We start from the raw sequence: 23492 nt of genomic DNA, 5'->3' as shown, positions 1-23492 counted from the left end.
CGAGACGGCCTCAAGCGTGATCAACGGTGCGTTTTTCCCCGGCTTTGTGTGTTGTCGGGTGGTGTACGCCACGGGCGCGATGCGCGCCAGACGGCCGGGTTCCGTGTCGAATCCCTCGCCGTCGTCTCCATCTTTCTCCACGAAGTCGAGAGCGACGGCCGTCCCGCGCATCGCGCCGACCGCGACGAACCGCCGGGGCTCGGCCTCCGTCGACGTCTACGCCGACCTCCTCGGCGACTACACCGTCCACCCGGTGGCCGCGACCGGCGCCTGGGCCGGCCGCGGGCGGCGACGGGGAGCGGAGGCCGCGCTCACGAGCAGGAGGAGCGCTCCAGTTTCCCGGAGCCGGGGGTGCGCGAAGCGGGCAAGCCGGGGGAAGACCCCGATTCGGGCACGGCCCGGTCAGTCGTCAGCCTTGTGGAAGTAGACCGTGAGGCTCGGCCAGAGGCCGTCCGCGGTGATCTCGGTGTGCATGACGACGTCCTGAACCTCGACCGGGCCGAGGCCCTCGAGGGTGTCCGCGACCCTGCGGAGAAGCGCAGGCACGTCGTCCTGACCGGCTCCTGCCGGGTTGGCCTGGGAGAAGTGCCGGACCGTCCACGATTCCATGAGCCCATGATCGCGCAAGAGCCGGGCCTGCGCCGCCGTTAGGCCGTACCGCCCGGGCTGACGGGCCCGGGGCACTAGTGGTAGACGATGTCCCAGTGGGTCGGGAGACCCGCGTGGCTGGCTTCGTCGCAGTAGAGGTCGCCCGAGGGGGACCTCCACATCGGGAAGCCGTCGTCGCGGAGGCCGACGTACTGGTAGGTGCGCTTGATGTAGGCGTCGAGGGCGGGGCTGGGCTGGAGGTCGATCTTGTAGCCGTTGGCGTGGCTGTACTCGCCGTCCGCCCCGTGGCCGGTCTCGGTGCCGCCGACGATGACGAGGGTCGCGAGGCCGCTGGCCTTCTTGAGGTCGATCACCGCGTCCACCGTGCCGCTGAGGATCCCCTCGTACGAGACGCAGCGCGGGTTGTTCCTGTCGGTGCAGCCGCCGGGGGATCTGGCCGTGATGCCGTGGGAGATCAGCCGCGCCTCCGCCTCGGCCTGGGTCAACGGCGTGCCGGTCGCCGAAGCAACCCCGGCGGTGAACAGCAGAGCGGCCGCGATCCCGGTGACCGTGACTGTCAGCTGGGGCAGTACGCGCATGGTGCCTCCCGAAGGCTGGGTGTCCGACGCCGACCGTGCGTCACGGAGAGGATCTACCACCTCAGGGGTCGGATGTGATCCGCCGTCAGGGGGGCGCGCCCCGCCCGTCGTCGAGTGGTTCGGAGCCGGGCCGTCCGTGGGCTGCCTCCGCCGGGTTCGCCCGACCGGGCGAACCCGGTCGGCCGGGCGCCGTTCGTGGAGGCGGTCGAGGCCGACCTGACCGAAGCGACGGGCGTCTCCACGACCAGCATGTACGCGGCCTTCGGCAACAAGGAGGAACTGTTCCGCAAGGCCCTGGAGCGCTACGCCGAGGGCCCCGGCGCCCGCCTGACCCGGGCCCTCGAGGAGCCGAGCGCCCTCGGCGTCGCCGCCGCGATCCTGGCCGGCGCCATCCGCACCACCACCCGCCCGGCCCGTCCCCAGGGCTGCCTGGGCGTCCAGGGCGTCCACGCGGTTCCAGCGGGCCGTCGACGAAGGTGAACTGCCTCCCGAGACGGATCCGGGACTCCTGTCGCACTACGTCACCACCTTGGCGTTCGGCATCGCCGTGCAGGCCGCGAGCGGTGTCGCCCGGGACGAACTCCAGGAGATGGCCGACGCCGCCCTGCGCAACTGGCCGCTCGCCTGAGAACCACCCGGCCCGCGGAGGCACCGCGGCGTTCGATCGCGGGGCCGGGTTCGCACGAGACCGCGTACGCGCGCAGCCCGCACAGCGGCAAGGACGGACGGCCCTATTCCGCCGTCCCGTTCCCGGGGGCCCAGGCGGACTCCACCCCGTGCCAGGCCGACGGTCCGCCCAGCGCCTGTACGAGGTGTTCCTGAGCGGGATCGAGCGAGCGGCGGGCCGCGTTGACGAAGCTCACGTGCGCCTCGTACAACCCTCCGTGAATCGGCCGGAGTTCTTCCAGATCCGTCGGCTGCCGGCCGTGGAAGAGGATCGTGAACTCCTCGATGAGGTCGCAGATCCGTTCGGCCGCCCTCATCGCATCCCGGCTTGCCACCAGGGACATCGACTGCAGAGCGGCATTGAACGGTCCCCGGACGACGGCGGGTGCGCGTCTGTCGACGAACGCCTCGCGAAGCTCCATTTCCACCGCGCCGAACGCTTGGAGGAACCTCTCGTAGGCAGTGGTCCGCGACTCCTGGAGCCGCTGGCGGTTCTGGCTGCGCCGCCCCACGACACCACCCGCGATGACACCGACCACGGTGGCGGCGATGCCCCCGGCGGTGGATATCAGGAGCCCCCACGGGACAGCCACGCTGCGTCTCCCTCCGGTCCGTTCGGGCCCAGGATCCCGCATCCGGACCGGCGGTGACCCCCGCGATCCCCCGCGTGCGACGCCGCCGCCGGTACGGCCCCCGTGAGTTCGGGAGCCGCACCGGATCTGTCATCGGGTCCGGGGCCGGGGTCAGTTGGTGAAGGTGAAGTACTTCCAGGCGCCGTGGGTCGTGGAGTTGACGGTGTCGCCGGAGGAGCCGTTGATGTACGACGAGCGCATCCTGGCCCGGATGCCGGACTCACCCGGCGCCTCCAGCCGCACGGCCGACTTGCCGTTGGTGCCCAGGGCGAAGTACTCGGACCCCGAGTCGTACCAGGAGCCCTGGTAGTAGACCTGGAGCTGGAAGCGCTGCTGGCGGCCCGAGTAGTAGTTCATCGTCGTGGTGAACACCGGGTCGGTGTTCTTGCGGAAGTAGTAGTACGTCGTGGAGCCGATCTTGCCGGTCCTGTAGTGCTTGGCGACGGAGGTGGTGATCTTCGCCTTGGCGTACCCGGTCGAGTTCACGGTCCTGGGCGCGTTGCGGGCGTCGCCGTCGAAGACGGCGGTGACCGTGGTGTCACGGGTCATGTCGACGGTCGCGGACAGGTTGCCGCTGGAGTTGACCTTGGCCTTCTTCAGCAGCTTCTTCGGCTTGTCGGAGCCGAAGGGGTCCGCGTAGATCGCGACGGTGCGGTTCTTGTACGTGGCGCCGAGGTGCGCGGTGAAGGTGACGTCCTGGCCGTACGAGTACAGCTTGCCGTTGTTGTTCAGCGTCAGCGCGGTCGCCTTGCGGGAGACCTGCACCGCGTCCGAGCCGGCGGCCGCGGCGTGCGCGGCGTCGCCCGCGTAGGACACCTTGTAGGTGACCTTGCCGCCGGCGGGCGGGGTGTCCGTCAGGGAGAAGCTGCCGTCGGCCTTCGTCGTGACGGCGGCCAGCGCCTTGCCGTCCGGCGACTCGATGTCCGTACGGGTCACCTTCAGGCCGGTGCCCGCGGCGGGCAGCGTCTTCGAGGTCAGCCTGCCGGTGACGGTGAGCTTCCTGGCCCGCTCCGCGGTCGCGGGGGCCGACACCGTGAGGGTGGGCAGCTCCTTGGTCGGGTCGGTCAGGGCGCGCAGGCTGTACGTGCCGTAGCTGTTCACGGAGACGGCGAAGAGGCGGCTCGCGTCCGGCGCCCAGGCGAGCGCTCCGGCCACGAGGGTGTCCGCGCCGCTGCTGTTGCCGGTGTTGGGGAAGTCGTACTCCCGCGTCGGCGTGGGGTCACCGGGCCGGTGGATGTGCACGTCGGGGTCGTACGAGGAGTCGCTGCCGCCCGCGATGGTGCCGTCGGGCGCGACGGTCACGGCGTTCGGATAGGCGTCGGTCGGGTAACTCGCCACCTCGGTCAGGTCGGTGGTGGAGTAGGCGGGGAAGCCGTAGCCGTAGCCGGTGCCGTCCCACGAGGTGAGGATCTGCTTGCCGTCGGGCGTCAGGTCCAGCTGCTTGACGCCGGTGTCCATGCTGCCCTTCGCCCGCAGCACGGCCCCGTCGGCGGAGACGTCGTACACGGCGAGCGTGCCACCGGTCCCGGCCACCAGGACGCCCGGCACGGCCGGGTCGGAGGCCAGGAGCATCGGACCGTTGAAGAAACCGGCGTCGCCCTTCTGGTCGAGCCGTACGACGGGCTCGGCGGCGGACAGGTCGAGCGACCCGAGGTTCGAGCCGTAGCCGAACCAGATGCGGCCGTCCACGACCTCCACGTCGACCGGAGCGTCCGCGCCCTCCAGCGGATAGCTCGCGGTCCGGGTGTACGTCTGCGTCTCCACCGAGACGATCCGGTCGCTGTCCTTGACCGCCGCGTACACCTGCCCGGAGTCGGCGGACAGCGCCAGGCCCGTCACTCCGGCCAGTCCGGTGAGGGTCGCCTTGACGGCACCCGTGTAGTCGGTGACGACGATCTTGCCGCCGGTCGGGTCGGAGACGTAGACGCGCTGGTGGGCGCCGTCCACGACGATGTCGCCGACCGACTTCACCGCAAGGGTCCGGGCCGAGTCGGCCACGGCCGGTACGGCGGCGCCCACGGCGAGGACCGCGGAACTGAACACGACCGCGAGTGCGGTCGCGGTCGAGATGGTGCGCCTGCGCATAGTGATGTGAAACCCCCACAGAAGCAGCCCGTTGGTCACCGGGCGAAGACAAGTAGGCCGTGCGTCCCCCCTCACACCGACGACGGGTGTGCGGACGCTGCCGAGGAAGGCAGCGTATGGCATGCCAGTGACAATTGAGGAACGGAATATGGCGGAGTGCGGCAGTTCTGCGGCGGCACTCCGGCGCGGCGGCACACCGGCGCGGCAGTACTCCGGCGCGGCGCACTCCGGCGCGGCGCACTCCGGCGCGGCGCACTCCGGCGCGGCGGCCGGCGGGCGCCACGCCGGCCCCGAGCGCTCAGCACACGAGCGACGTCGTGCGGTTCACGCAGGTTCCGGGCTCGGCTCCGGGTGCCGCACCGGTTCGACGCTCGGCTCCCACTGTCTGGTGGTCCGTACGTAGGCGTAGACCACCGAGGTCATCGCCAGCACGAGGAGCGGTCCGTAGAACCACGAATGACGGGCCATCTCCAGCGGCAGATAGCGGTACGACGCCAGGAGCGCGGCGAAGACCGTGACGCCGTGCGCGACCAACCGGGTCCCCGATCGATCCCAGCCGCGGTCGTGCGCACGCAGGGCCGCCTCGATCGTGAGCGCGAACACCACGCCCGCGAGGAGGTCCACGCCGTAGTGGTAACCGAATCCCAGCGTCGCGGTCAGCGTGGCGATCAGCCAGAAGGTGCCTGCGCCTCGCAAGAACTTCGAGCCCTTCCGGGAATGGATGAAGATCGCGGTGGCCCACGCCGTGTGCAGGCTGGGCATGCAGTTGCGTGGGGTGATCCCGTCGAACGGTACGGGGTGCGGGGCCCGGAGCGCCGGAGACGCCTCCGGCCACAGGTCGGCCACCGCCCACTGCTGCTCGGTGGGCTGCGGGTGCGACCACAGGCTGACCGCCGACCAGTGCTCGGTGCCGTTCCCGTAGGCGAAGACCGGTCCGACCACCGGGAAGATCATGTAGACGAGCGGCCCGAGAAGGCCGATCGCCACAAAGGTGCGCACCAGGTAGTGGCCCGGGAAGCGGCGCTCGACCGCCACGTGGCGCAGCTGGTACAGCGCGATGACGACCGCGGCCACCGCGAGCTGACCGTAGACGAAGTCGAGGAGGTTGAAGCCGATCGGTCCGGCGGCCGTGACGATACGGCCCACCACCCACGACGGGTTGCCCAGCGCGTGATCGGCGGTCTCCAGATAGGGGTCGAGCACCATGGGGCGGGTCTTGGCGGTGAGGACCAGCCAGGTGTCGCCGACCTTGCGGCCGACCACCAGCAGCAGGCCCAGCCCGAGGCCCTTCAGCAGCAGCACGCGTTCCTCGCCGGTGCGGCGCGTGACGGTGATGGTCCCGTACACCACAACGACCCAGAAGGCGCCGTTGCCGAAGGGGTGCCCTTCGGTCACCTTGACGTCTGCCGCCCACCGGACCAGCAAGAAGACGAAATCGATGCCGATCGCGGCGCCGAGCGCGATGAACCGTTGCCGCCAGGTGCACACCACCAGCATCAACGCCATTCCGGCGTACAACAGGAAACCCGACTTGGGAGGGAATATCGCCTCTCGCGCCAGAGTGGCGACCGGCCCGCGTATCCCATGGCGACGCGCGACCAGCTCCAGCACGAGGAGGAATCCGAGGGCGGCCACGCCCGCCGCGATCCCCAGCATCACCCGCGGCTGACGCCATGCGGAGAACGAAACTCTGCCCTTTATGGATATCACTGATATGACCGGTTTGTTAGGTTTGAGTCAACTAGGTTGTTTTTCGTGCTGAATGGCATGGCTTTCCGGTGAAGAACAGGTGATGGGGGCGTTCGTGAGTTCGAACATGTTATAGGAGTGCACCGCAGGTTTCCCTGAATTGTGTTTTTCAGCATCCGCCACGACATGACCGATCCGTTTCCGGCCGCCGGATATCGGGCCCGCCAAGCTGCAGGCGGGACGGTTGCGGCGCATGGTGGTGCCATGGACGAGCACCCTCCTGTGGTCGTGTCCCCGCCGTCGCCGGACGGTGGGCGGCAGGTGACGATCCACGGCAAGCGTGTGGGCACCGCCCACAGCCTCTTCGACCTGTTCGAGCTCCTCCACCAGGCCGGACTGCCCTCCGAGGACCGCGCCATCGACGACCCGGAGCTGATCGAGTGGCGCGGCGGCGGGCCCTACGACTGGAGCGACACCGCCTAGGGTCGCCGGGTCGCCGGCTCCGCACGCCCGGCTCTGCCCGGCTCTGCCCGTCGGCCTCCCTCCCAGGAGTCGGATGGCGCAGTCGCCCGGTTCCCGACTCGTCCTCCGGGGACGAAGCACCGGAAGCGGGCAGCGGAGCACGGCGGCACACGGGCCGGTGACCACGCTCCCGGGGCCCGGCCGGGGCATGCGTCCCCCCGTCCCGCGTCGGGTATGTCCCGGGCAGTCCCCGCGGAGGCCGGTCCGGGCACCGGCGCGCCGCACTCCCTGGAGGTGGAGAAGCATGGCCGACATCGGCGGGCTGGAGCCCGTGGCAACCTTCTGCGGAAACTGCAACTGCGGCTGTCCCCAGCTGTTCGTCGACCCGACCGCCCCGGCCGACCGCCGCATCGTCCTGACCGACGACTTCGGTCAGCGGATCCGGATGAGCGCCGACCAGTTCTCCTCGCTCGTCGACGACGCCAAGAACGGCAAGCTGGACGGCATCGCCCTGCCCTGAACGGGGCGATGCGCGCGGTGCGGGAAGCGTCGCGGCGCCCGGCCCGCCGGCGGTTCGGCGGTGACATTGGCCGGGCGCCGGCCGCTGTCACCGCCGCAGCGTCAGCGGGATCGTGTCCACGATCACCGGCCGCCCGTCCTTGGGAGAGTCGTACGAGGCGATCAGCCGGCCGGTGCCGGTGTGCGCGGTCCGGTACGGGATCGTCACGTCGAAGGTGCCGCGGGTCCCGGTGCCCGAGGTCGCCGTCACATACGGGTAGGCGACCGTCGTCCCGGCCGCGTCCTTGATCCTCAGCCGGAACGTGGCCTCGAACGTGTTGGCGCTGCCCCGCACCCGGACCGGGCTGTGGATCGTGTCGCCGATCAGCGGCGACTCCACCAGAACCGCCGGGGTCAGGTCCTCGAAGTCGGCCCGCCCGAGGGGACGGTGCACGTCGACCCCCTCCCCGCCCAGCGCGGTGACCGGCTTGCCGTCGAGTGCGAACGACACCTTCTGGATGGACGGGAACTGCGTCGCGGTGAAGACGACCTGCGCGATCCGTGCGCGCATGGAGAGGCTGCCACCGCCGTCGTCGTAGCGTCCGGAGAGATCGACCGTGGCGGTCCTGCCGTGCACGGCGACGGAGTTCAGCACGGTGCCCCGGGGGATCGCCGTGGTGCGGTCGTACCGCTTCTCATACGGGGTGGGTCCGGCCAGCAGTGCGCGAAGCGCCCCCGCGGCCGTGCCGGGAGCGGTCGCCTGGCGCGGCGCGGGCGACACCTGCTCCCCGTGCAGGAAGTAGGCCGAGACCCGTACCTGGCGGGGCCGGGCGGGCGAGGTGCCGGCGGGCGTGCTCGGGGCGGCCCCGGTCGACGGGGGGCCGGTCCGCGAGGTGCCGCCGTCGCCGGGCGCCTGCGACGTGCCGCCGCTCGTGCCGTCGGTGGTGCGCGGTGAGGCGTCCGCCCCGGGCCCGGTCGTCGTCCCTCCTCCGTTCCCGCCCCCGCAGCCGGCCGCCAGCGAGGCGACGAGCAGGGCGACGGCGGCAAGGGCGGCCGGGCGGCGGGGGTGCGGGGCGGTGCGGCCCCGGGGCGTGGCGGTGCGGGGCGGGTGCGGGGCGGTGCGGCGCGGGTGCGCGGCGCTCCGTCCGGCGGACGTCCTGGTGTTCATGGCGGCCTCCTCCGACACCACCAGCCAATGCCCACCGCGGCCGGCCCTCCAGGGGTCGTACGGCCCGCACCGCAGGTCCGTCCGGCACCGGTGGAGCGGCCGGCCGGCGGCCCGGACCGCGATCGCCCGTCCGCGGTGCCCGGCGGCGCGGTGCCACGACGCGCGAGTGCGGGCGAAGGACGGTACAAGTGGGGGGAGAGGGTCGGCGCGGCGGGCCCGGCCTTCGGGCTCGGCGGGCTCCGCGGACTCGGCGGACTCGGCGGACTCGGCGGACTCGGCGGCACCGTCCCGGGCCCGGCGTCCGCGGGGGCAGGATGGGCGATGATCGACATGCACGGTGCCAGCACACCCGGCAACGGCTCCGGCATGCTCCCGGAGCCGGCGGGCTCCGCCACGGCGGTCGTCGACGCCCAGGGGATCGTGACGGGGTGGAGCGCGGGCGCCGAGCGGCTGCTCGGCTACCCGTACCAGGAGGTCGTCGGGCGCCCCTTGACCGATCTGCTCGGTCCGGACTCGGAGATCGCGAAGGGGTGTCCCGCGGCGCTCGACGGGCGTGGCGGGACGACCCCGCTCCGGCACCGGGACGGCCGGCCGGTGGAGGTGCGGCTGCGGGCGTACCCCTCGTTCGACGGCGAAGGCAGGGCGCAGCAGCTCATCGTGGCCACGGTGCCGGAGCAGCCGCCGGCGGACCGGGCGACGGCGGAGGAGGGGTTCGAGCAGTGCCATCTGCCGTTGATGGTGTACGACCGCGAGCTGCGGGTCGTACGGGCGAGCGCGGGAGCCACCCGCGAGCTCGGCCTCACCGAGGAGGAGATGCGCGGCCGGCGTGTCACCGACATCCTGCCGCCCCACGTCTGCCGGACGGTCGAGGCGGGCATGCGCCAGGTGTTCGGGACAGGGCAGCCCGCGGACTTCCAGGTGCGGGGCAGCGCCCGGCCCGGGGCCCCGCCGAGGATCTGGGCCGTCACCGTGGCCCCGCTCACCGCGCCGAACGGGGAGACGCCCCACGTGCAGGTCACGGCCCTCGACGTCACCGCCCAGTACTGGGCGCGGGAGCGGCTGGCCCTGCTGAACGACGTCAGTACGCAGGTGGGCAGCACCCTGGACGTGATGCGCACGGCCCAGGAGATGGCCGACGTGATGGTGGCCCGGCTCGCCGACTTCGTCACCATCGACCTGCTGGACTCCCTGTTCCGCGGGGTCGAGCCCGTGCCGTCCGCCTCGGGCACCGTCGCCCTGCGCCGCGCCGCGCAGCAGTCCGTCCTGCCCGGTGCGCCCGAGGCGGTGATCCGGCCGGGGGACGTGGACTACTACCCGGAGACCGCGCCCCCCGTCCGCGTCCTGGCGACCGGGCGGGCCTCGCTGCACCGCACGCTGGACGAGGCCATCAGGAACTGGCAGGTCGCCGATCCCGAGCGGGCCGGGGTGGTCTGGCGGTTCGGCATCCACTCGATCATGGTCATTCCGCTGCGTGCCCGCGGCATCACCCTCGGTGTGTCCGTCATCGTCCGCCACCAGCGCCCCGAGCCCTTCGAGGAGGACGACCTGCTGCTCGCCCAGGAGATCGGCGCACGCGCCGCCGTGGCCGTGGACAACGCCCGCCGGTACACCCTCGAACGCAACACCGCGCTGGCCCTCCAGCGCAGTCTGCTGCCCCGCCGGCTGGCCGAGCAGGAGGCGGTCGAGGTCGCCTACCGCTATCTGCCCGCCCGTACCCGGGCCGGTCTGGGGGGCGACTGGTTCGATGTGATCCCGCTGTCCGGCGCCCGGGTCGCGCTGGTCGTCGGGGACGTGGTGGGCCACGGCCTGCGCGCCTCCGCGACCATGGGACGCCTGCGGACGGCGGTGCGCACCCTGGCGGACGTCGACCTTCCCACGGACGAGCTCCTCGTCCACCTCGACGACCTCGTCACCCATCTGGCGGCGGAAGAGGAGCCCACCGCCGAGCCGGAGCCGGACTTCGAGATCTCCACCGACCTCATCGCCACCTGCCTGTACGTGGTCTACGACCCCGTCTCGCGCCGCTGCTCGGCCGCCAGCGCGGGCCATCCGCCGCCCGCCGTCGTCACCCCGGACGGCACGGCGGACTTCATCGACATCTCTCCCGGCCCTCCGCTGGGCGTGGGCGGTCTGCCCTTCGAGGCGGTCGAGTGGGAACTGCCCCGGGGCAGTCTGCTCGCCCTCTACACGGACGGTCTCATCGAGGGGGCCAAGCACGACGTCGGCAGAGGGCTCACACAGCTGCGCCGGCACCTGGAGGAGCCCCCCGCTTCGCTGGAGGCCCTCTGCGACGACCTGATCCGCAACCTGCTCCCGGCGCAGCCGCAGGACGACGTCGCCCTGCTCGTCGCCCGTACCCGGGCCCTCGACACCGACCAGGTCGCCACCTGGGACCTGCCGTCCGACCCGGCGGCGGTGGCCCGTGCCCGGGCGGAGGCCCTGGCCCGGCTGTCGGCCTGGGGACTGCAGGAGGCGGCCTTCACCGCCGAACTGGTGGTCAGCGAACTCGTCACCAACGCGATCCGGTACGGCCAGCCGCCCATCCGGCTGCGGCTGATCCACGACGTCGTGCTCATCTGCGAGGTCTCGGACAGCAGCAGCAGCGCCCCGCATCTGCGGCGGGCCCGCACGTTCGACGAGGGCGGCCGCGGGCTGCTGCTGGTCGCCCAGTTCGCCGAGCGCTGGGGGACGCGCCATCACGCGGCCGGCAAGACGATCTGGGCGGAGATCGAGCTCCCCGACGCACGAACGCGACGCGCGATCCGGCGGTCGTGACGGCGGCGCGCCCGGACGGTCGTGACGGCGACCCGGGCGCTCAGGACGGTCAGGACGCTCAGGACGGCGGCCCGGACGGTCGTGGCGGCCCGGGGCGCCTCCGGCGGCCGGTGAACGCACCGGTTCTTGACGAACTCCTGACGCCCCGGACGCATCCGCCGGTCCTTCCCGAGGTGTCCACTTGGTTGGCACTCATCGACACCCTGAGAGGGAAGTGAAGTCCCATGGAAGGCGCCGTCGTCGCGGTCGTGCTGGTGGCCGTGCTGGGCCTGCTCCTGCTGCGCAGCGGAATGCGGGTGGTGAACCAGGTCGAGCGCGGGGTCGTGTTCCGCTGGGGGAAGGCACTGCCGCACTACCGGCAGCCGGGTCTCACATTCCTGATCCCGTTCGCCGACCGGATGCGGAAGGTGAACGTGCAGGTGGTGACCCTGCCGATCCCGACCCAGGAGGGCATCACCAGGGACAACGTCTCGGTGAAGGTCGACGCCGTCGTCTACTTCCGGGTCACCGACCCCGTACGGGCCACGATCGAGGTCCAGGACTACATGTTCGCCGTCGGGCAGGTCGCCCAGTCCTCGCTGCGGTCCATCATCGGCAAGAGCGACCTGGACGACCTGCTGTCCGACCGTGAGCGGCTGCACGAGGGGCTCGCCCTGATGATCGACAGCCCGGCGGCGGGCTGGGGCGTGCACATCGACCGGGTCGAGATCAAGGACGTGCAGCTGCCGGAGTCCCTGAAGCGGTCCATGTCCCGGCAGGCCGAGGCGGAGCGCGAGCGGCGGGCGCGCGTCATCACGGCGGACGGCGAGTTCCAGGCCGCACAGCAGCTCGCCAACGCCTCCCGCATCATGTCGGACACCCCGGAGGCCATGCAGCTGCGGCTCCTGCAGACGGTCGTGGAGGTGGCGGCCGAGAAGAACTCGACGCTCGTGATGCCGTTCCCGGTGGAGCTGCTGCGGTACTTCGACCGCGCGGCCCGCAAGCTCGGCCACGAGGAGGCCGACCGGCCGACGGCCCCGGCCGAGGGCACGGACGCTTCCGCCGCGGGCACGGACGCCCTGACGAAGGGCACAGGCGCTCCCGCTGCGGGCACGGACGCCCTGACGAAGGGCACAGGCACTCCCGCCGAGGGCACGAACGCCCTGGCGAAGGGCACAGGCACTCCCGCCGAGGGCACGAGCGCACCCGTGCACCCCCCGACCGCCCCGGCCGAGGGCGCGGACGCTTCCGCCGGTGACCGGCCGGCGGCCCTCCCGGGCGTCGCGCACGACCCCCGCCTCGGGGAGGTGCCGGCCCCCGCGCCCCAGCCGTACGCCGATCCGGCCTGAGCCCGACACCGCCCCGCCGCACGGCCCACGCGGCGGGCCCCCACCCGCTGCGAGCCGGCGCCTCACTCCAGGCCGGCCACCGCACCCCGGCGCGAGGAACCGCCTTCGTTCCGGGGGCGGTCGGGCCGGGCACCCCGTTCCCCCGAGGTCTCGGAACCACCGCCGCGCTCCTGGTGCCGGCGGCCCGTCGCCGCCAGGGTCAGCGTCACCCCGGCCGAGGCGGCCGCCATCACCGTCATCGCCGTCGCGGGCGTGGTGAGTTCGGCCACCGCTCCGGCCAGTGCCGCGCTCACGCCCTGCAGGGTGAGCATGCCCGCCGAGTGCAGTCCGAGGGCGTGGCCGCTCAGTTCCCGAGGGGTCAGGGACATCAGGCGTTCCTGCTGGATGAGGCTCGCGCCGAAGCCGACCGAGGCCAGTGCCGCGCAGGCGGCCGCCACGGGCACGGTGGGGTGCAGCGCGAACGGCAGGTAGGGGGCCGCCAGGAGCAGCAGGAACGGAATACCGAGGCGGCGGCGCAGGGCGGGCGGGAGCAGGCGGCCCGTCGTGACGTCCCCGACGAGCATGCCGAACGCGGCGCACGCGAACAGCACACCGGCGCGGTCGGGCGCGTAGGAGACGTACAGCGACTCGCAGCCGACCACCAGGCCGTTCGGGACCCACAGCAGGAGGTACGTCGTCCGGCGCGGCGGGGACGACCACAGCAGCGCGTTGGTGCGCCACGTCCGCGCGACGGACGGACGACCGGAGGCGCGGGGAGGACGGCGGGTCAGCCCGCACCGGATGCCGACGGCCGACGCCAGGTACAGCGCCGCCGCCACCAGCAGGGTCGCCCGCGGGGACAGGACCGCGATCAGGAGGCCGCCGGTCGCATAACCGGTGACCTGCATGAGGCCGTTCATCATGTTGAAGACCGAACGGCCCAGCAGATAGCCGTCCTTGGGCAGGATCTCGTTCAGCAGACCCCAGCGGACCCCGCCGCCGAGCGACTGGACCAGGCCGAGGAGCAACAGCAGCGCGAAGACCGCCCCGACCGGCAGGCCGGGCGTGGCCGTCGCCGCGGTACCGGCCGCGAACACGCACGCGATGCCGGCCATCGTCACGCGCGGCGGCAGCCGGTCCGACGCCGACAGCAGTGTCGTGGCACCCACGACCTGCGCCAGCTGCGGGCCGAACATGCTCACCGCCGAGAGCAGCGGGGAGTCGGTGGCCCGGTAGACCAGCGTGCCGAGGGCCGGGCCGCCGAGCGTCGAGGCGGCCGTGTGGAGCGCGCTGGACAGGAAGAGCGGGGTGAACTCGCGGGTGCGGAAGAGGTCGGAGTAGCTGCGCATGCGCGGAGTCTGAGCGGGCGCCGAGGGCGGCCGTTAGTGTTTCGCGTACACGCGAAACTCCGGGAGGGGCTGCCGCCATGGGCCTGTGGTACGTCAACGCCGACACCCTGGCCGCGAGCCGTTTCGTCCTGTCGCCGCTGGCCGAGGTCTTCGCGAGCCTGAAGCTGCTGCACACCGGCGCCGCCTCGCATCCCGGGGAGCGCGCCTGGCTGGACGCCCACCTGCCCGGCCACCGCCGGCGGCTGGCCGCCGACCCGGTCGCCGCGCTGCTCGTCCGCAGCGGGCTCGGCAGGGACTGGATCGCCGACTTCCTCACCCCCACCCCACGGGACGGGGAGAGCTTCGAGGAGGGCGTGGAGCGGGTCCGCGCGGTCTGCCCCGACGAGGCACGTGCCCACCTCACCGTGTCGCTGCGCGGGCCGCTCCCCGCCCCGCTGGACCGCGACGACCTGCCCGCACGCGCGGCGGACCTGCTGACCCATGTGTGGACCGAGGCCGTGGCGCCGTACTGGGACCGGCGGCGGCGCGTGCTGGAGGCCGATGTGGTGGCCCGGACGGCGCAGCTCGGCCGGGGCGGCTGGGCGGCCGCGCTGGACACCCTGCGGCCGGGCCGGACCCGCTGGCTCGGCGGGAACCGGCTCCAGGTCAACCTGCACGAGTACCCGCCGCGTGAAATCTCCGGGGCCGAGCTGCTCTTCGTCCCCGTCACCCCGCAGACCGGGTGGGTGTCCTGGGAGGAACCCGACCGGTACGCGGTCGTCTATCCGTGCGCGGGCGCGCTGGCCCACGGTCCGGGCGCGGTGGTGCCGACGAGCCTCGGCGCACTGCTCGGGCCGGCGCGGGCGCGGGTGCTCGTCCTCCTCGACTCCCCCATGAGCACGAGCCACCTGGTCGCCGTGACCGGGCAGGGGCTCGGCTCGGTGGGGCGCCATCTGCGGGTGCTGCTGGACGCCCGGCTGGTGGAACGCCGGCGGACGGGGCGGTCGGTGCTGTACTCCCGTACGGCGGCCGGTGAGGTACTGGTGACGGCACAGCGGAGCTGACGGCTCGTCATGCGCCGGGGACCCCACGACCGTCCCCGCGGCGTTAGCATCCGCTCCATGACGACTACGGACAACAGTGCGGGCTCGGTCCTCGATGTCGAGATCGGCGCCCTGCAGGGCGGTTCCGCGAACCTCTCCCAGTACGCGGGCCGGGCCGTCCTCGTGGTGAACGTGGCCTCCAAGTGCGGGCTGACACCGCAGTACGCGGGTCTGGAGCGGCTGCAGGAGCGGTTCGGGCCGCGCGGGTTCACCGTGCTCGGCGTGCCCTGCAACCAGTTCCTCGGGCAGGAGCCAGGCAGCGCCGAGGAGATCGCGGAGTTCTGCTCGGCGACGTACGGCGTGACCTTCCCGATGACGGAGAAGACCGAGGTGAACGGGGAGGGCCGGCACGCCCTGTACGAGCGCCTCGTCGACTTCCCGGACGCCGAGGGGCACAGCGGGGACATCCGCTGGAACTTCGAGAAGTTCCTGATCGGGAGGGACGGGCGGGTCGTCGCCCGCTTCTCGCCGCAGACGGAACCGGAGGCGGCGGAGGTCCTGGCGGCGGTGGAGAAGAACCTCGCCTGAGCTTCCCGGTTGACCTTGCCCCTGGGGCAGACGGCAGCGTTCCCGTCACCGGGCGGAAGGCGCCCGGTGACGGAGGACGGCAGGGTGCACGAGGATCTGCTCACCATCGGTGCGTTCGCCGCACGGTCACGGCTGTCGCCGAAGGCGCTACGGCTGTACGACCGGCTGGGGCTGCTGGCGCCCGCGCACGTCGACGAGGCGAGCGGCTATCGCTACTACCGGGCCGACCAGGTCGGACGGGCCCGCACGGTGGCCCTGCTGCGCCGCCTCGACATGCCGCTCGCGCGGATCGCCGAGGTGGTGGAGGCGGGCGAGTCGGACGGCGTACGGGCGTCCGCGCTCCTCGCCGACTACTGGGCCGGGGTCGAGGAACGGATCGCCGCGCAGCGGACCCTCGCCGACTACCTCCGTGGACGACTGTCGGGAAGGAGCTCCGAGATGTACGGGAAGTTCGTGGTCGAGACGGTGGACGTGCCGGAGCAGGTGCTGATCACCGAGACACGGCACACGCTGGCGGACGAGCTGCCGGCCTGGATCACCGCGTCGCTGGGCCGGCTGGAGGAGGCGGCGAAGCGGTGCGGCGGGGCGACCGGGGCACCGTTCGTCGTCTACCACGCGGAGGTGTCGCAGGAGAGCGACGGCCCGGCGGAGGCATGCCTCCCGGTGGCCGACGCGGCTGCGGCGCAGGCTTGGGCGCAGGGCAGGGGCCGGGCGGGCGAGACCCGGGTGCGGGTCGAGCCGGCGCGGCGGCTCGCGTACACACGGATCACGAAGGCTCAGGTGGCGCATCCGCAGATCCTGGCCGCCTTCGAGGCGGTGGAGGCGTGGACCGCCCAGCAGGGGCTGGAGCAGGACGGGCCGTGCCGCGAGGTGTACTTCGCGGACTGGGGCGCGGCGGGTCCCCAGGACCCGGTGTGCGACGTGGCCTTCCCGGTGAAGTGACGTGCGGCGGTGGCGAGGGGGCGGGTTCCCCCTCGCCACCGCCTCACCGCAGCTCCTCCGGGCAGGGCGTGCCCCGCGGCAGCTGGTACGGCGCCCCCAGGCGGTAGACGCCCGGCCCCGGGGCCAGCAGTTCCGTCCACTTGTCGCCGGACGCGTCCTCGGGGGCTTCCAGCAGACAGCCGTTGACGTTGTCGAAGGTCTTCGGGGCGCCCTCCGCGCGGTGCTTCGACTCCGTCGTCTCCTGCGGCGGCTTGACGCCCTTGCCCTGCTCGTCGACCAGGCCCAGCCACGGCGAGTACGGGATGCGGATGAGGACGCGGCCCGCCTTCTTCACCTCGATCGTCAGCTCGCCCTGTTCCGCCCGGTCGACGACCGCCGGGGGATCTGCCAGCGGTGTGGGGTCGGTCACCGCGAACAGCTGCCAGTTCGCGTCGCCCCAGATCTGCCGGAGGTACGGCATGCCGCGCTGCACGAGTTCGCGCTCGCGCTCGCCACCGTCCCCGTCCGGCTCGTCCTTGGGCAGCACCACGTAGTGCACGGCCCAGCGCCGCAGCCACATGTGGTAGTTCGCGGAGTTGAGCGTGTCGTCGTAGAAGAGCGGGTTGCGCTCCATGTCCGCCTGCCGGTTCCAGCCGCGCGCCAGGTTCACGTAGGGGGACAGGGCCGACGCCTCACGGTGCGAGCGGGCCGGGACCACCTCCACCCGGCCCTTCTCCGCGCCGACGACCTGGAGCTGGTTCACCAGCGGCGCCAGCTCGCGCGCCCAGGAGGCCGCCGGCGTCGTGTGGACGATGTCGTCGACCGTCTTGAAGCCGATCCAGCCGGTGAAGCCGACGATCGCGAACACGACCGCGTACCACTGCCTGCTGCGCGGCACCGCGAACGGCAGGGCCGCGACCAGCGCGACCCCCCCGAACAGCATCGGCAGCCGGGAGATGTTCGTGCCGATCTGCGAGCTGATCAGCCAGACCAGGAGCACGGACAGCCCGTACACGGCCGCCGTGGTCCGCACCGTCTTCCACGCCTTGGGGACCAGCAGGAAGACCATGACCGCGTACGTGAAGGGCAGGATCACCGACGCCCACGTCATCGGCTGCGTCCCCGAGAACGGGAACAGCAAGGCGGACAGCCCGACCACCAGGGACGGCGCGAGGCCCAGCGCCCAGGCGCCCGGCCGGCGCTTCTGCAGGAACAGCGCCACCGCGACCAGCCCGACGAACAGGCCCGCCACCGGGGACGCGGCCGTCGCCGCCCCGGCCAGCGGCGCCGCGCACAGCGCCTTCGCCCAGCGCTTGTAGCGCCAGCGGTGCGGCCAGCAGAACACGACCGCCGTCGCACCCAGCGCGAACGCCATGCCGAGGCCGAACGTCACCCGCCCCGAGATGGCGTTGCACACCAGCGCGAACACCCCGGCCAGGGCCGGCCACCACGGCAGCCCCACGGGGGTCTCCGTGCTCGGGCGGAGCCGGGAGTGGGGGAGGTTGCGGATGAGTATCAGCATCAGCAGCCCCGCCGAGACCGTCCCCGCGATCATCATCGTCGTGCGGACGCCGAGGATCGACATCAGATACGGCGACACCACGCTGTACGACACCGGGTGCATGCCCCCGTACCAGGCGAGGTTGTACGCCGAGTCCGGGTGCCGCCCCACGAACTCGGCCCAGGCGTCCTGCGCCGCGAGGTCGCCACCACTGTTCGCGAACGTGAAGAACCAGACGAGGTGCAGCACTCCCGCCAGGGCCGTGACGGACAGCACGGGGTGACGGCGGGCGAGGGCCGCGCCGCGCGACGACCTCAGGCGGGTGAGCCGGGTCCGCAGGCGGGGCCGTACCGCCGCGTCCCCGGCCGGGGGCCGGGCATCGTCACCGCGGGACGCGGCGGACGCCTGCCGCATCGCGCCGGCGGGCGCGCGCGGCGGTATTCGCGGGCCGGTGTGACGGCCCGGATCGGCGTCGTCGGCGTGTGTCGGCTCCGCTGTCGCCACCTGAAGGCACTCCCCGTGTCCCGATCGTGTTCTCGCCCCGTGTCTTCCGTTCTCGCCCCGTGCCCGGGCCTCCGCAAGAGGTCCGTCACCGGTCGTCACCGGACCGCGGTGGTCCTTCCGCGGCGACTCCCGGCCCAAGAGCCCCGGCTCGCGGCCCGCTCCGGTCTCGCGACGCTAGCACGCACCCCGCCGGCGGGCTCCCGGGTGGGGGCTCCGCCGACGGGGTGCGCCGCGTGGCACCGGGCCTCGTGGTGGGTGGTTCAGCCCAGTCGGGTGAACTTCGCTCCGTAGCCCGGTTCGGTGAGGTCCTTCTGCAGGGCCACCTTGACCGTCGTCGCGCTGCTCGAACCGTCGCCGGCCGCCAGCTCGCCGACGACCGTGCCGGTCTTCGCCTCGTGCGGGAGCACCGTGCCGCCGTCACGGACGGACAGGCCGGTCTTCAGTCCCGGCCAGCCGAGCGCCTTCAGGTCCGCGGCGGCGACCACCGGGGTCCTGCCGCCGAGCTGGTCGTCCACGTACCCCACGACCTGGCCCTTCTTCACCACCGTCGCGACCGTCAGGCTCTGCTGCACCTTGTCGATCAGCTTCTGGCTGTTGCTCAGCGCCAGCTGGAGGCTGTCCCAGACCCGCCCGGTGTGGGCGTCCTGGTTGAGGACCGCGCCGTAGACCGTGCGCGTCGTGCCGCCGACGACCTTCGTCGCCGCCCACACCAGGTTGCCGCCGGCCGGGGTCGACGAACCCGTCTTCAGACCGATCACACCGACCTGCCTCACCAGCAGGTCGTTGTTGTTGTAGATCGTCTTGTCGACGCCCGGGACGTCCGCCTTCGCCATGCCCACGATGCTGCGGAACACCTCGTTCTTCATGACGGCCTTCGCCAGCTTGAGCTGGTCGACCGCCGTGCTCACCGTCGACTTGTCCAGGCCGCTCGGGTCCGTGTACGTCGAGTTCGTCATGCCGAGCCGCTTCGCGGCGTCGTTCATCTTGCCGACGAAGGTCTTGCTGTCGGAGTCCCAGCGGGCCAGCAGCCGCGCCGCGTTGTTCCCGGACGGGATCATCAGCAGCTGCAGCATCTGCCGCTCGGTGAACTCCTGCCCCTCGGAGATCGGAGCCGTCGACTCGTCCTCGCTCTTCGACTCGTCCGCGGCCTGCTTGTCGACAGTGATCTTCTCGCCGCCCTCGTCCCCCTTGAGCGGGTGCTCCTGGAGTATGACGTAGGCCGTCATGATCTTGGCGACGCTCGCGATCGGTTTCGGGGCCTGACTGCCCTCCGTACCGACCACGCCCACGCCGTCCACCTCGATCGCCGACTGGCCCTGCCCCGGCCAGGGCAGGGCCAGCTTGCCCCCCTCGAAGGTGTACGTGGCGTCGGCGGTCAGCGCGAGGGAAGGAGCCGGCAGCGGACGCACCGCCTGCGCGATCGCAAAGACGATCAGCAGCAGCACGACGAGCGGCGTCCAGATCTTGATCCGCCGCACCAGGGTGCGGATCGGCGTCTCCGGGGGCGGCGGGGTGTTCGTCAGCTCGGCGAGCAGGTCCAGCGGCGGCTTCGGCGGCAGCGGCTGCTGGGTGGTGCGCTCGGGGCCGACCCGGGGCAGTGCGGTGGTCGCCTCGGCGGGGGCGGCCGGGGTCGGAGGCTTCGGCGGGGCCGGCTCGTCCAGCGGCTTCAGCGCGACGAACTTGCTGGTGCGCTCGGAGCGGGGCCCGGCCGGGGGCTCGGCCGGGGGCTCGGCCGGGGGCTCGGCGTCCGGCTTCTGCGGGGACTTCGCGTCGGAGGCCGGACCGCCGGGCTTCCCCTCCGCCGGTGCGGACGCCTTGGCCCACGTGGGGGCGGGTTTGCCGTCCGTGGTGCCGGGAGCCCTGCCGTCCGTGGCGGGGGCCTTGTCCGACGGCTTGGCGGCGCCCAGCTTGAGCATGGTGGTGGGCTGGTCGACGGCGGGCTTGCCGGGACGCTTGTCCTCGGGTGCGGCGGCAGCCTGGTCCGTGACCGCGTCCACCGCACCCTTCTTGCCTTCCTTGTCTTCCTTGTCCCCCTTGCCCGCTTCGCGGGCTTTCTCTTCTTCGCTCGCCCTGCCCGTCCTGCCCGGCGGTGTGGCGTCGCTGAGCTTGAGCATGGTCGTGGGCTGATCCACGACGGGCGGGCGTACGGCCTTGAAGACGGCGGTGGGCTGGTCGACAGGGGGCTTGGGGGCGTCCTCGGGCTCGGAGGCGTCCGCGCCCGTCTCCGGCTCGTCCTCCGGCTCGCCCTCGGCCTGGTCCTCGGCCTGGTCCTCGGGGTCGCCCTCGGACTCCCCCTCCGCCGCGGGCTCGGCATCGGCGGCCGCGCGCTCGGCATCAGCGTCGGCGTCGGCGTCGACTTCAGCTTCCGCATCGGCATCGGCATCGGCATCGGCATCGGAGCCGACTTCGGCATCGGAGCCGTCCTCGGCCTCGGCCTCGGCCTTCCTCGATGCCGCCTCCTCCTCGCCGTCGGCCGGCGACTCCCCGGAAGCCCCGTCGGCCGCGGGCGGGTTGGGCGCCTCGGCGCCGGCGCCGTCCGCCGCGACGCCGCCCGCCCCGGCCGCGTCCACGGCCGAACCGGCGGATCCGTGGGCCTCCTTCAGCGCGCGCGTGGAGAACACCGCCGTAGCCCTGTCGGCCCGCACCTTCTCGCCGGCCAGCGCGAGCCGGGGGTCACGGGCGGCCGTGGCCGGTTCCGGAACCGGGGCCCCGCTCCCCGGCGTCGGTTCCACCGACGACTCGTGCTGCTTCGACCTGTCGGGGGACTCGCCCGCCACCGATGCCTCCTCCGTGCGCTACGCACTCGCTCGCGCGCCTTGCCGAACCGTGAACCGCCACCGGACACTGCTGTCCGAACCATGTATCAGTGTCCTGTGTGAGGGGTTGACCCCTGCGCTAGACGAGAACGACATACCTACCGGTTCCACTACATTCCGGTCACGCACCCTCGACAGACCAATGTGAGAGGGGTCACCCTGTCATTCATCCACGCGGGGAGGCATGGATGGGCAGGAGCCGCAGAACACTTCCGGAAGAGCTTCTGCTGCTGGCATTGGACCCGACCACGGGTACCACTGCGCAGCCGCAGTCGCTCGACCTCGGTCTGGCCGGAGCACAGCTAGTGGAGCTGGCGCTGGCCGGACGGATAGCCCCAGACGGGGATCGTATCGCCGTGGTGGTGCCACGGCCGACCGGAGATCCGACTTTGGACAGCGCGTTGGAGTTGCTGCGCAGGCGTGGCGCTCCCGTACGGGCCGTCCACTGGATCGGCGGGCCCCGTCTCGGGCTCCGCCAGACCTACCTTTCACATCTGGAGCGGTGCGGCATGGTCCAGGCCGTGGCCGGCCAGATGTGCGGGGTGCTGCCGACGACTCGCTACCAGGCGACGGACACGGCCATCAGCCGGGAGATCAGGGCCCGGCTGGACTCCGCGATCCGCACCGGCGTTCCGCCGGACCCGCGGACCGCGGCCCTCGCCGCACTGGCCCACGCGGTCGGTCTCGGCAAGCACCTGTACCCGGGCAACGAGGGACGATCGTCCCGCTCCCGGCTACGGGATCTGATCAGGCACGACCCCATGGGCGGCCTCGTGGCGCACGCCGTGATGGACGTCCAGAACGGTGCCGTGGCACAGCCCCGCCGCGGGCCCGCCTCGCCCGGCCGCCCGGCCAGGACCGCGACGGAACCCGCCCGCGGTGTTCCGATGCAGCCGCACCGCAGCTCCATGGCGCGCGTCGTGGCCCACTGAGCCGCCGTCCCCCGGCCCTCAGGACCACGACAGAAGCACCGACCGGACCGGCGGGTCCGGTACCGCGGCCGGCGCATGAGCCGGCATGCGCAGCCGTCCCGAGACCCGTTCGGGAGCCGCAGGCCCGCGCGGGGCGGTGAGACCGTACGTCCGGACGACGGCACGGCCTCACCGCCCCGCGCCGCCGCATGCGCACCACCGGGCGTGCCGCGGCACATCCACGCGGCCGCCTTCCGGCCGTGAAGCGGCCGAGGAACGGCCGATTCCCTGCGGACACCGCATATCCGCCGTTTCCCAGCGGTAGGAAGCACCTTGGTGGCAATCTGCTCAGCGGCAGATACGCAAAGTAGAGGCACGCAGCCGGAGGTGCACGTCCTGTGGCGTCCAATGTCAATCCCACCGTCCGGCGACGCCGGCTGGGCCAGGAGTTGCGCCGGCTCCGTGAGCTCAAGGGCATGACGGCCGAAGAGGTCGCCGAACGGCTTCTCGTCTCGCAGTCGAAGATCAGCCGTCTGGAGAACGGCCGCCGCAGCATCAGCCAGCGCGACGTCCGCGACCTGTGCGGCGTGTACGAGGTCGAGGACCAGCGGGTCGTCGACTCCCTGATGGAGATGGCCCGGGACTCCCGCCAGCAGGGCTGGTGGCACGCGTTCGGGGACATCCCCTACAGCGTCTACATCGGCCTGGAGACCGACGCCGAGTCGCTGCGGGTCTACGAACCCCAGATCATCACCGGCCTGTTGCAGACCCGCGCCTACGCCGAGGCACTCATCCAGGGCGCGCTCCCCGAGACCTCGCCGGCCGACATCGACAAGCGCGTCCAGGTGCGGATGCGGCGCCAGGAGCGCATCGCCGCCGAGCACAACCCGCTCCGGCTGTGGGCGGTGCTGGACGAGGCCGCGCTGCGCCGGGTGGTGGGCAGCAACCTGGTGATGCGGGAACAGCTGGAGCACCTCACGGAGATGTCCCAGCTCCCGCACGTCACCGTGCAGGTGCTGCCGTTCGAGGTGGGAGCGCACCCCGGCCTCAACGGGCAGTACGCCATCCTGGAGTTCGCCGACGCGGCCGACTCGAGCGTGGTGTACCTGGAGGGCGTCACCAGCGACCTCTACCTGGAGAAGGCCCACGACGTGCAGAAGTACTCGGTGATGTACGAGCACCTGCGGGCGCAGGCCCTGAATGTGGACCAGTCCCGCAAGTTCATCGCGGACGCGGCGAAGACGTACGCGCGCTGAGCCTCCTCCGCCGGGGAACGGCGGATCTTACACCAGCGAAAGCTGCGGGCGTAAGGTCCACCTGGAATATGCCATCCGGTCGAGTGAACAACTGCTCCGGACAGGGATGTTGACGAGTAGCTTCGATCACGCCATCAGTGAAACAACTTGGCGCG

The 23492-nt window shown here is 72.3% G+C and carries 18 protein-coding genes and 1 pseudogene; 10 read left to right on the top strand and 9 right to left on the bottom strand.

Annotated elements, in window-relative coordinates; all coding sequences use genetic code 11:
* Window positions 1-402 precede the first annotated feature (402 nt).
* Both ACFYMU_RS23870 and ACFYMU_RS23865 read right to left on the bottom strand, forming a co-directional pair.
* Window positions 403-609 (bottom strand): hypothetical protein, encoded by a 207-nt coding sequence (locus ACFYMU_RS23870; protein ID WP_388376571.1) that lies wholly within the window; start codon window positions 607-609, stop codon window positions 403-405.
* A 74-nt stretch (window positions 610-683) separates the two neighbouring features.
* Window positions 684-1187: a hypothetical protein gene (locus tag ACFYMU_RS23865; protein WP_388376569.1), complete on the bottom strand. Its 504-nt coding sequence runs from the start codon at window positions 1185-1187 to the stop codon at window positions 684-686.
* 141 nt (window positions 1188-1328) lie between these two features.
* Here ACFYMU_RS23865 and ACFYMU_RS23860 point away from each other — a divergent pair.
* Window positions 1329-1815, top strand: a pseudogene (locus tag ACFYMU_RS23860) (TetR/AcrR family transcriptional regulator).
* A 103-nt stretch (window positions 1816-1918) separates the two neighbouring features.
* Here ACFYMU_RS23860 and ACFYMU_RS23855 read toward each other — a convergent pair.
* The 3 genes from ACFYMU_RS23855 to ACFYMU_RS23845 all read right to left on the bottom strand — a co-directional run bounded on the left by ACFYMU_RS23855 (window position 1919) and on the right by ACFYMU_RS23845 (window position 6226).
* Entirely contained in the window at window positions 1919-2446 is a 528-nt protein-coding gene (locus ACFYMU_RS23855) for a hypothetical protein (RefSeq protein WP_388376567.1), read from the bottom strand.
* A 150-nt stretch (window positions 2447-2596) separates the two neighbouring features.
* Complete coding sequence (locus ACFYMU_RS23850) at window positions 2597-4570, bottom strand: Ig-like domain repeat protein (RefSeq protein ID WP_388376565.1); 1974 nt, start codon at window positions 4568-4570, stop codon at window positions 2597-2599.
* 324 nt (window positions 4571-4894) lie between these two features.
* Window positions 4895-6226 (bottom strand): phosphatase PAP2 family protein, encoded by a 1332-nt coding sequence (locus tag ACFYMU_RS23845; RefSeq protein ID WP_388376563.1) that lies wholly within the window; start codon window positions 6224-6226, stop codon window positions 4895-4897.
* A gap of 297 nt (window positions 6227-6523) precedes the next feature.
* Between ACFYMU_RS23845 and ACFYMU_RS23840 the strand changes: the two genes are divergently transcribed.
* Window positions 6524-6742, top strand: a complete 219-nt coding sequence (locus ACFYMU_RS23840) for a hypothetical protein (protein WP_388376560.1) — start codon at window positions 6524-6526, stop codon at window positions 6740-6742.
* A 283-nt stretch (window positions 6743-7025) separates the two neighbouring features.
* Window positions 7026-7241, top strand: a complete 216-nt coding sequence (locus ACFYMU_RS23835; protein ID WP_388376557.1) for a hypothetical protein — start codon at window positions 7026-7028, stop codon at window positions 7239-7241.
* 87 nt (window positions 7242-7328) lie between these two features.
* Here ACFYMU_RS23835 and ACFYMU_RS23830 read toward each other — a convergent pair whose 3' ends face one another.
* Window positions 7329-8387 carry a Gmad2 immunoglobulin-like domain-containing protein gene (locus tag ACFYMU_RS23830; protein WP_388376554.1) on the bottom strand — a complete coding sequence of 353 codons (1059 nt, stop codon included), beginning with the start codon at window positions 8385-8387 and terminating at the stop codon, window positions 7329-7331.
* Window positions 8388-8708: 321 nt separating this feature from the next.
* Here ACFYMU_RS23830 and ACFYMU_RS23825 point away from each other — a divergent pair, with 321 nt between their 5' ends.
* Complete coding sequence (locus ACFYMU_RS23825) at window positions 8709-11162, top strand: SpoIIE family protein phosphatase (protein WP_388376551.1); 2454 nt, start codon at window positions 8709-8711, stop codon at window positions 11160-11162.
* Between the two features lie 224 nt (window positions 11163-11386).
* The gene (locus tag ACFYMU_RS23820; RefSeq protein ID WP_388376548.1) at window positions 11387-12490 is read left to right on the top strand and encodes an SPFH domain-containing protein; all 1104 of its coding nucleotides are present in this window, start codon (window positions 11387-11389) and stop codon (window positions 12488-12490) included.
* A gap of 62 nt (window positions 12491-12552) precedes the next feature.
* Here the strand turns inward: ACFYMU_RS23820 and ACFYMU_RS23815 are convergent, their stop codons facing one another.
* Window positions 12553-13818, bottom strand: coding sequence for an MFS transporter (locus tag ACFYMU_RS23815; protein ID WP_388376545.1), 1266 nt, complete (start codon window positions 13816-13818; stop codon window positions 12553-12555).
* 77 nt (window positions 13819-13895) lie between these two features.
* Between ACFYMU_RS23815 and ACFYMU_RS23810 the strand changes: the two genes are divergently transcribed.
* The 3 genes from ACFYMU_RS23810 (at window position 13896) to ACFYMU_RS23800 (ending at window position 16370) form a co-directional block, all read left to right on the top strand.
* Entirely contained in the window at window positions 13896-14861 is a 966-nt protein-coding gene (locus ACFYMU_RS23810) for an ArsR/SmtB family transcription factor (protein WP_388376542.1), read from the top strand.
* A 57-nt stretch (window positions 14862-14918) separates the two neighbouring features.
* Entirely contained in the window at window positions 14919-15428 is a 510-nt protein-coding gene (locus ACFYMU_RS23805; RefSeq protein WP_388376539.1) for a glutathione peroxidase, read from the top strand.
* 84 nt (window positions 15429-15512) lie between these two features.
* Window positions 15513-16370 carry a MerR family transcriptional regulator gene (locus ACFYMU_RS23800; RefSeq protein ID WP_388376536.1) on the top strand — a complete coding sequence of 286 codons (858 nt, stop codon included), beginning with the start codon at window positions 15513-15515 and terminating at the stop codon, window positions 16368-16370.
* A gap of 43 nt (window positions 16371-16413) precedes the next feature.
* Here the strand turns inward: ACFYMU_RS23800 and ACFYMU_RS23795 are convergent, their stop codons facing one another.
* Window positions 16414-18354: an MFS transporter gene (locus ACFYMU_RS23795; RefSeq protein WP_388376534.1), complete on the bottom strand. Its 1941-nt coding sequence runs from the start codon at window positions 18352-18354 to the stop codon at window positions 16414-16416.
* 260 nt (window positions 18355-18614) lie between these two features.
* Window positions 18615-21131 (bottom strand): serine hydrolase, encoded by a 2517-nt coding sequence (locus tag ACFYMU_RS23790; protein WP_388376531.1) that lies wholly within the window; start codon window positions 21129-21131, stop codon window positions 18615-18617.
* A 227-nt stretch (window positions 21132-21358) separates the two neighbouring features.
* Here ACFYMU_RS23790 and ACFYMU_RS23785 point away from each other — a divergent pair, with 227 nt between their 5' ends.
* Entirely contained in the window at window positions 21359-22102 is a 744-nt protein-coding gene (locus tag ACFYMU_RS23785; RefSeq protein WP_388376528.1) for a GPP34 family phosphoprotein, read from the top strand.
* 377 nt (window positions 22103-22479) lie between these two features.
* Window positions 22480-23337 (top strand): helix-turn-helix domain-containing protein, encoded by an 858-nt coding sequence (locus ACFYMU_RS23780; RefSeq protein ID WP_388376525.1) that lies wholly within the window; start codon window positions 22480-22482, stop codon window positions 23335-23337.
* The last annotated feature ends 155 nt before the right edge of the window (window positions 23338-23492 follow it).

Origin of the sequence: Streptomyces sp. NPDC007264 (assembly GCF_042869095.1) — a bacterium.
Taxonomy (GTDB): domain Bacteria; phylum Actinomycetota; class Actinomycetes; order Streptomycetales; family Streptomycetaceae; genus Streptomyces.
The sequence above is the reverse complement of the archived record's forward strand: the minus strand, read 5'-3'. Positions and strand labels throughout refer to the sequence as shown.

Bases quoted from the DNA above. Each gene is read 5' to 3' on its own strand.
- ACFYMU_RS23870 (WP_388376571.1), bottom strand. From the start codon at position 609: ATGGAATCGTGGACGGTCCGGCACTTCTCCCAGGCCAACCCGGCAGGA.
- ACFYMU_RS23865 (WP_388376569.1), bottom strand. From the start codon at position 1,187: ATGCGCGTACTGCCCCAGCTGACAGTCACGGTCACCGGGATCGCGGCC.
- ACFYMU_RS23850 (WP_388376565.1), bottom strand. From the start codon at position 4,570: ATGCGCAGGCGCACCATCTCGACCGCGACCGCACTCGCGGTCGTGTTC.
- ACFYMU_RS23845 (WP_388376563.1), bottom strand. From the start codon at position 6,226: ATGCTGGGGATCGCGGCGGGCGTGGCCGCCCTCGGATTCCTCCTCGTG.
- ACFYMU_RS23840 (WP_388376560.1), top strand. From the start codon at position 6,524: ATGGACGAGCACCCTCCTGTGGTCGTGTCCCCGCCGTCGCCGGACGGT.
- ACFYMU_RS23835 (WP_388376557.1), top strand. From the start codon at position 7,026: ATGGCCGACATCGGCGGGCTGGAGCCCGTGGCAACCTTCTGCGGAAAC.
- ACFYMU_RS23830 (WP_388376554.1), bottom strand. From the start codon at position 8,387: ATGAACACCAGGACGTCCGCCGGACGGAGCGCCGCGCACCCGCGCCGC.
- ACFYMU_RS23825 (WP_388376551.1), top strand. From the start codon at position 8,709: ATGATCGACATGCACGGTGCCAGCACACCCGGCAACGGCTCCGGCATG.
- ACFYMU_RS23820 (WP_388376548.1), top strand. From the start codon at position 11,387: ATGGAAGGCGCCGTCGTCGCGGTCGTGCTGGTGGCCGTGCTGGGCCTG.
- ACFYMU_RS23815 (WP_388376545.1), bottom strand. From the start codon at position 13,818: ATGCGCAGCTACTCCGACCTCTTCCGCACCCGCGAGTTCACCCCGCTC.
- ACFYMU_RS23810 (WP_388376542.1), top strand. From the start codon at position 13,896: ATGGGCCTGTGGTACGTCAACGCCGACACCCTGGCCGCGAGCCGTTTC.
- ACFYMU_RS23805 (WP_388376539.1), top strand. From the start codon at position 14,919: ATGACGACTACGGACAACAGTGCGGGCTCGGTCCTCGATGTCGAGATC.
- ACFYMU_RS23785 (WP_388376528.1), top strand. From the start codon at position 21,359: ATGGGCAGGAGCCGCAGAACACTTCCGGAAGAGCTTCTGCTGCTGGCA.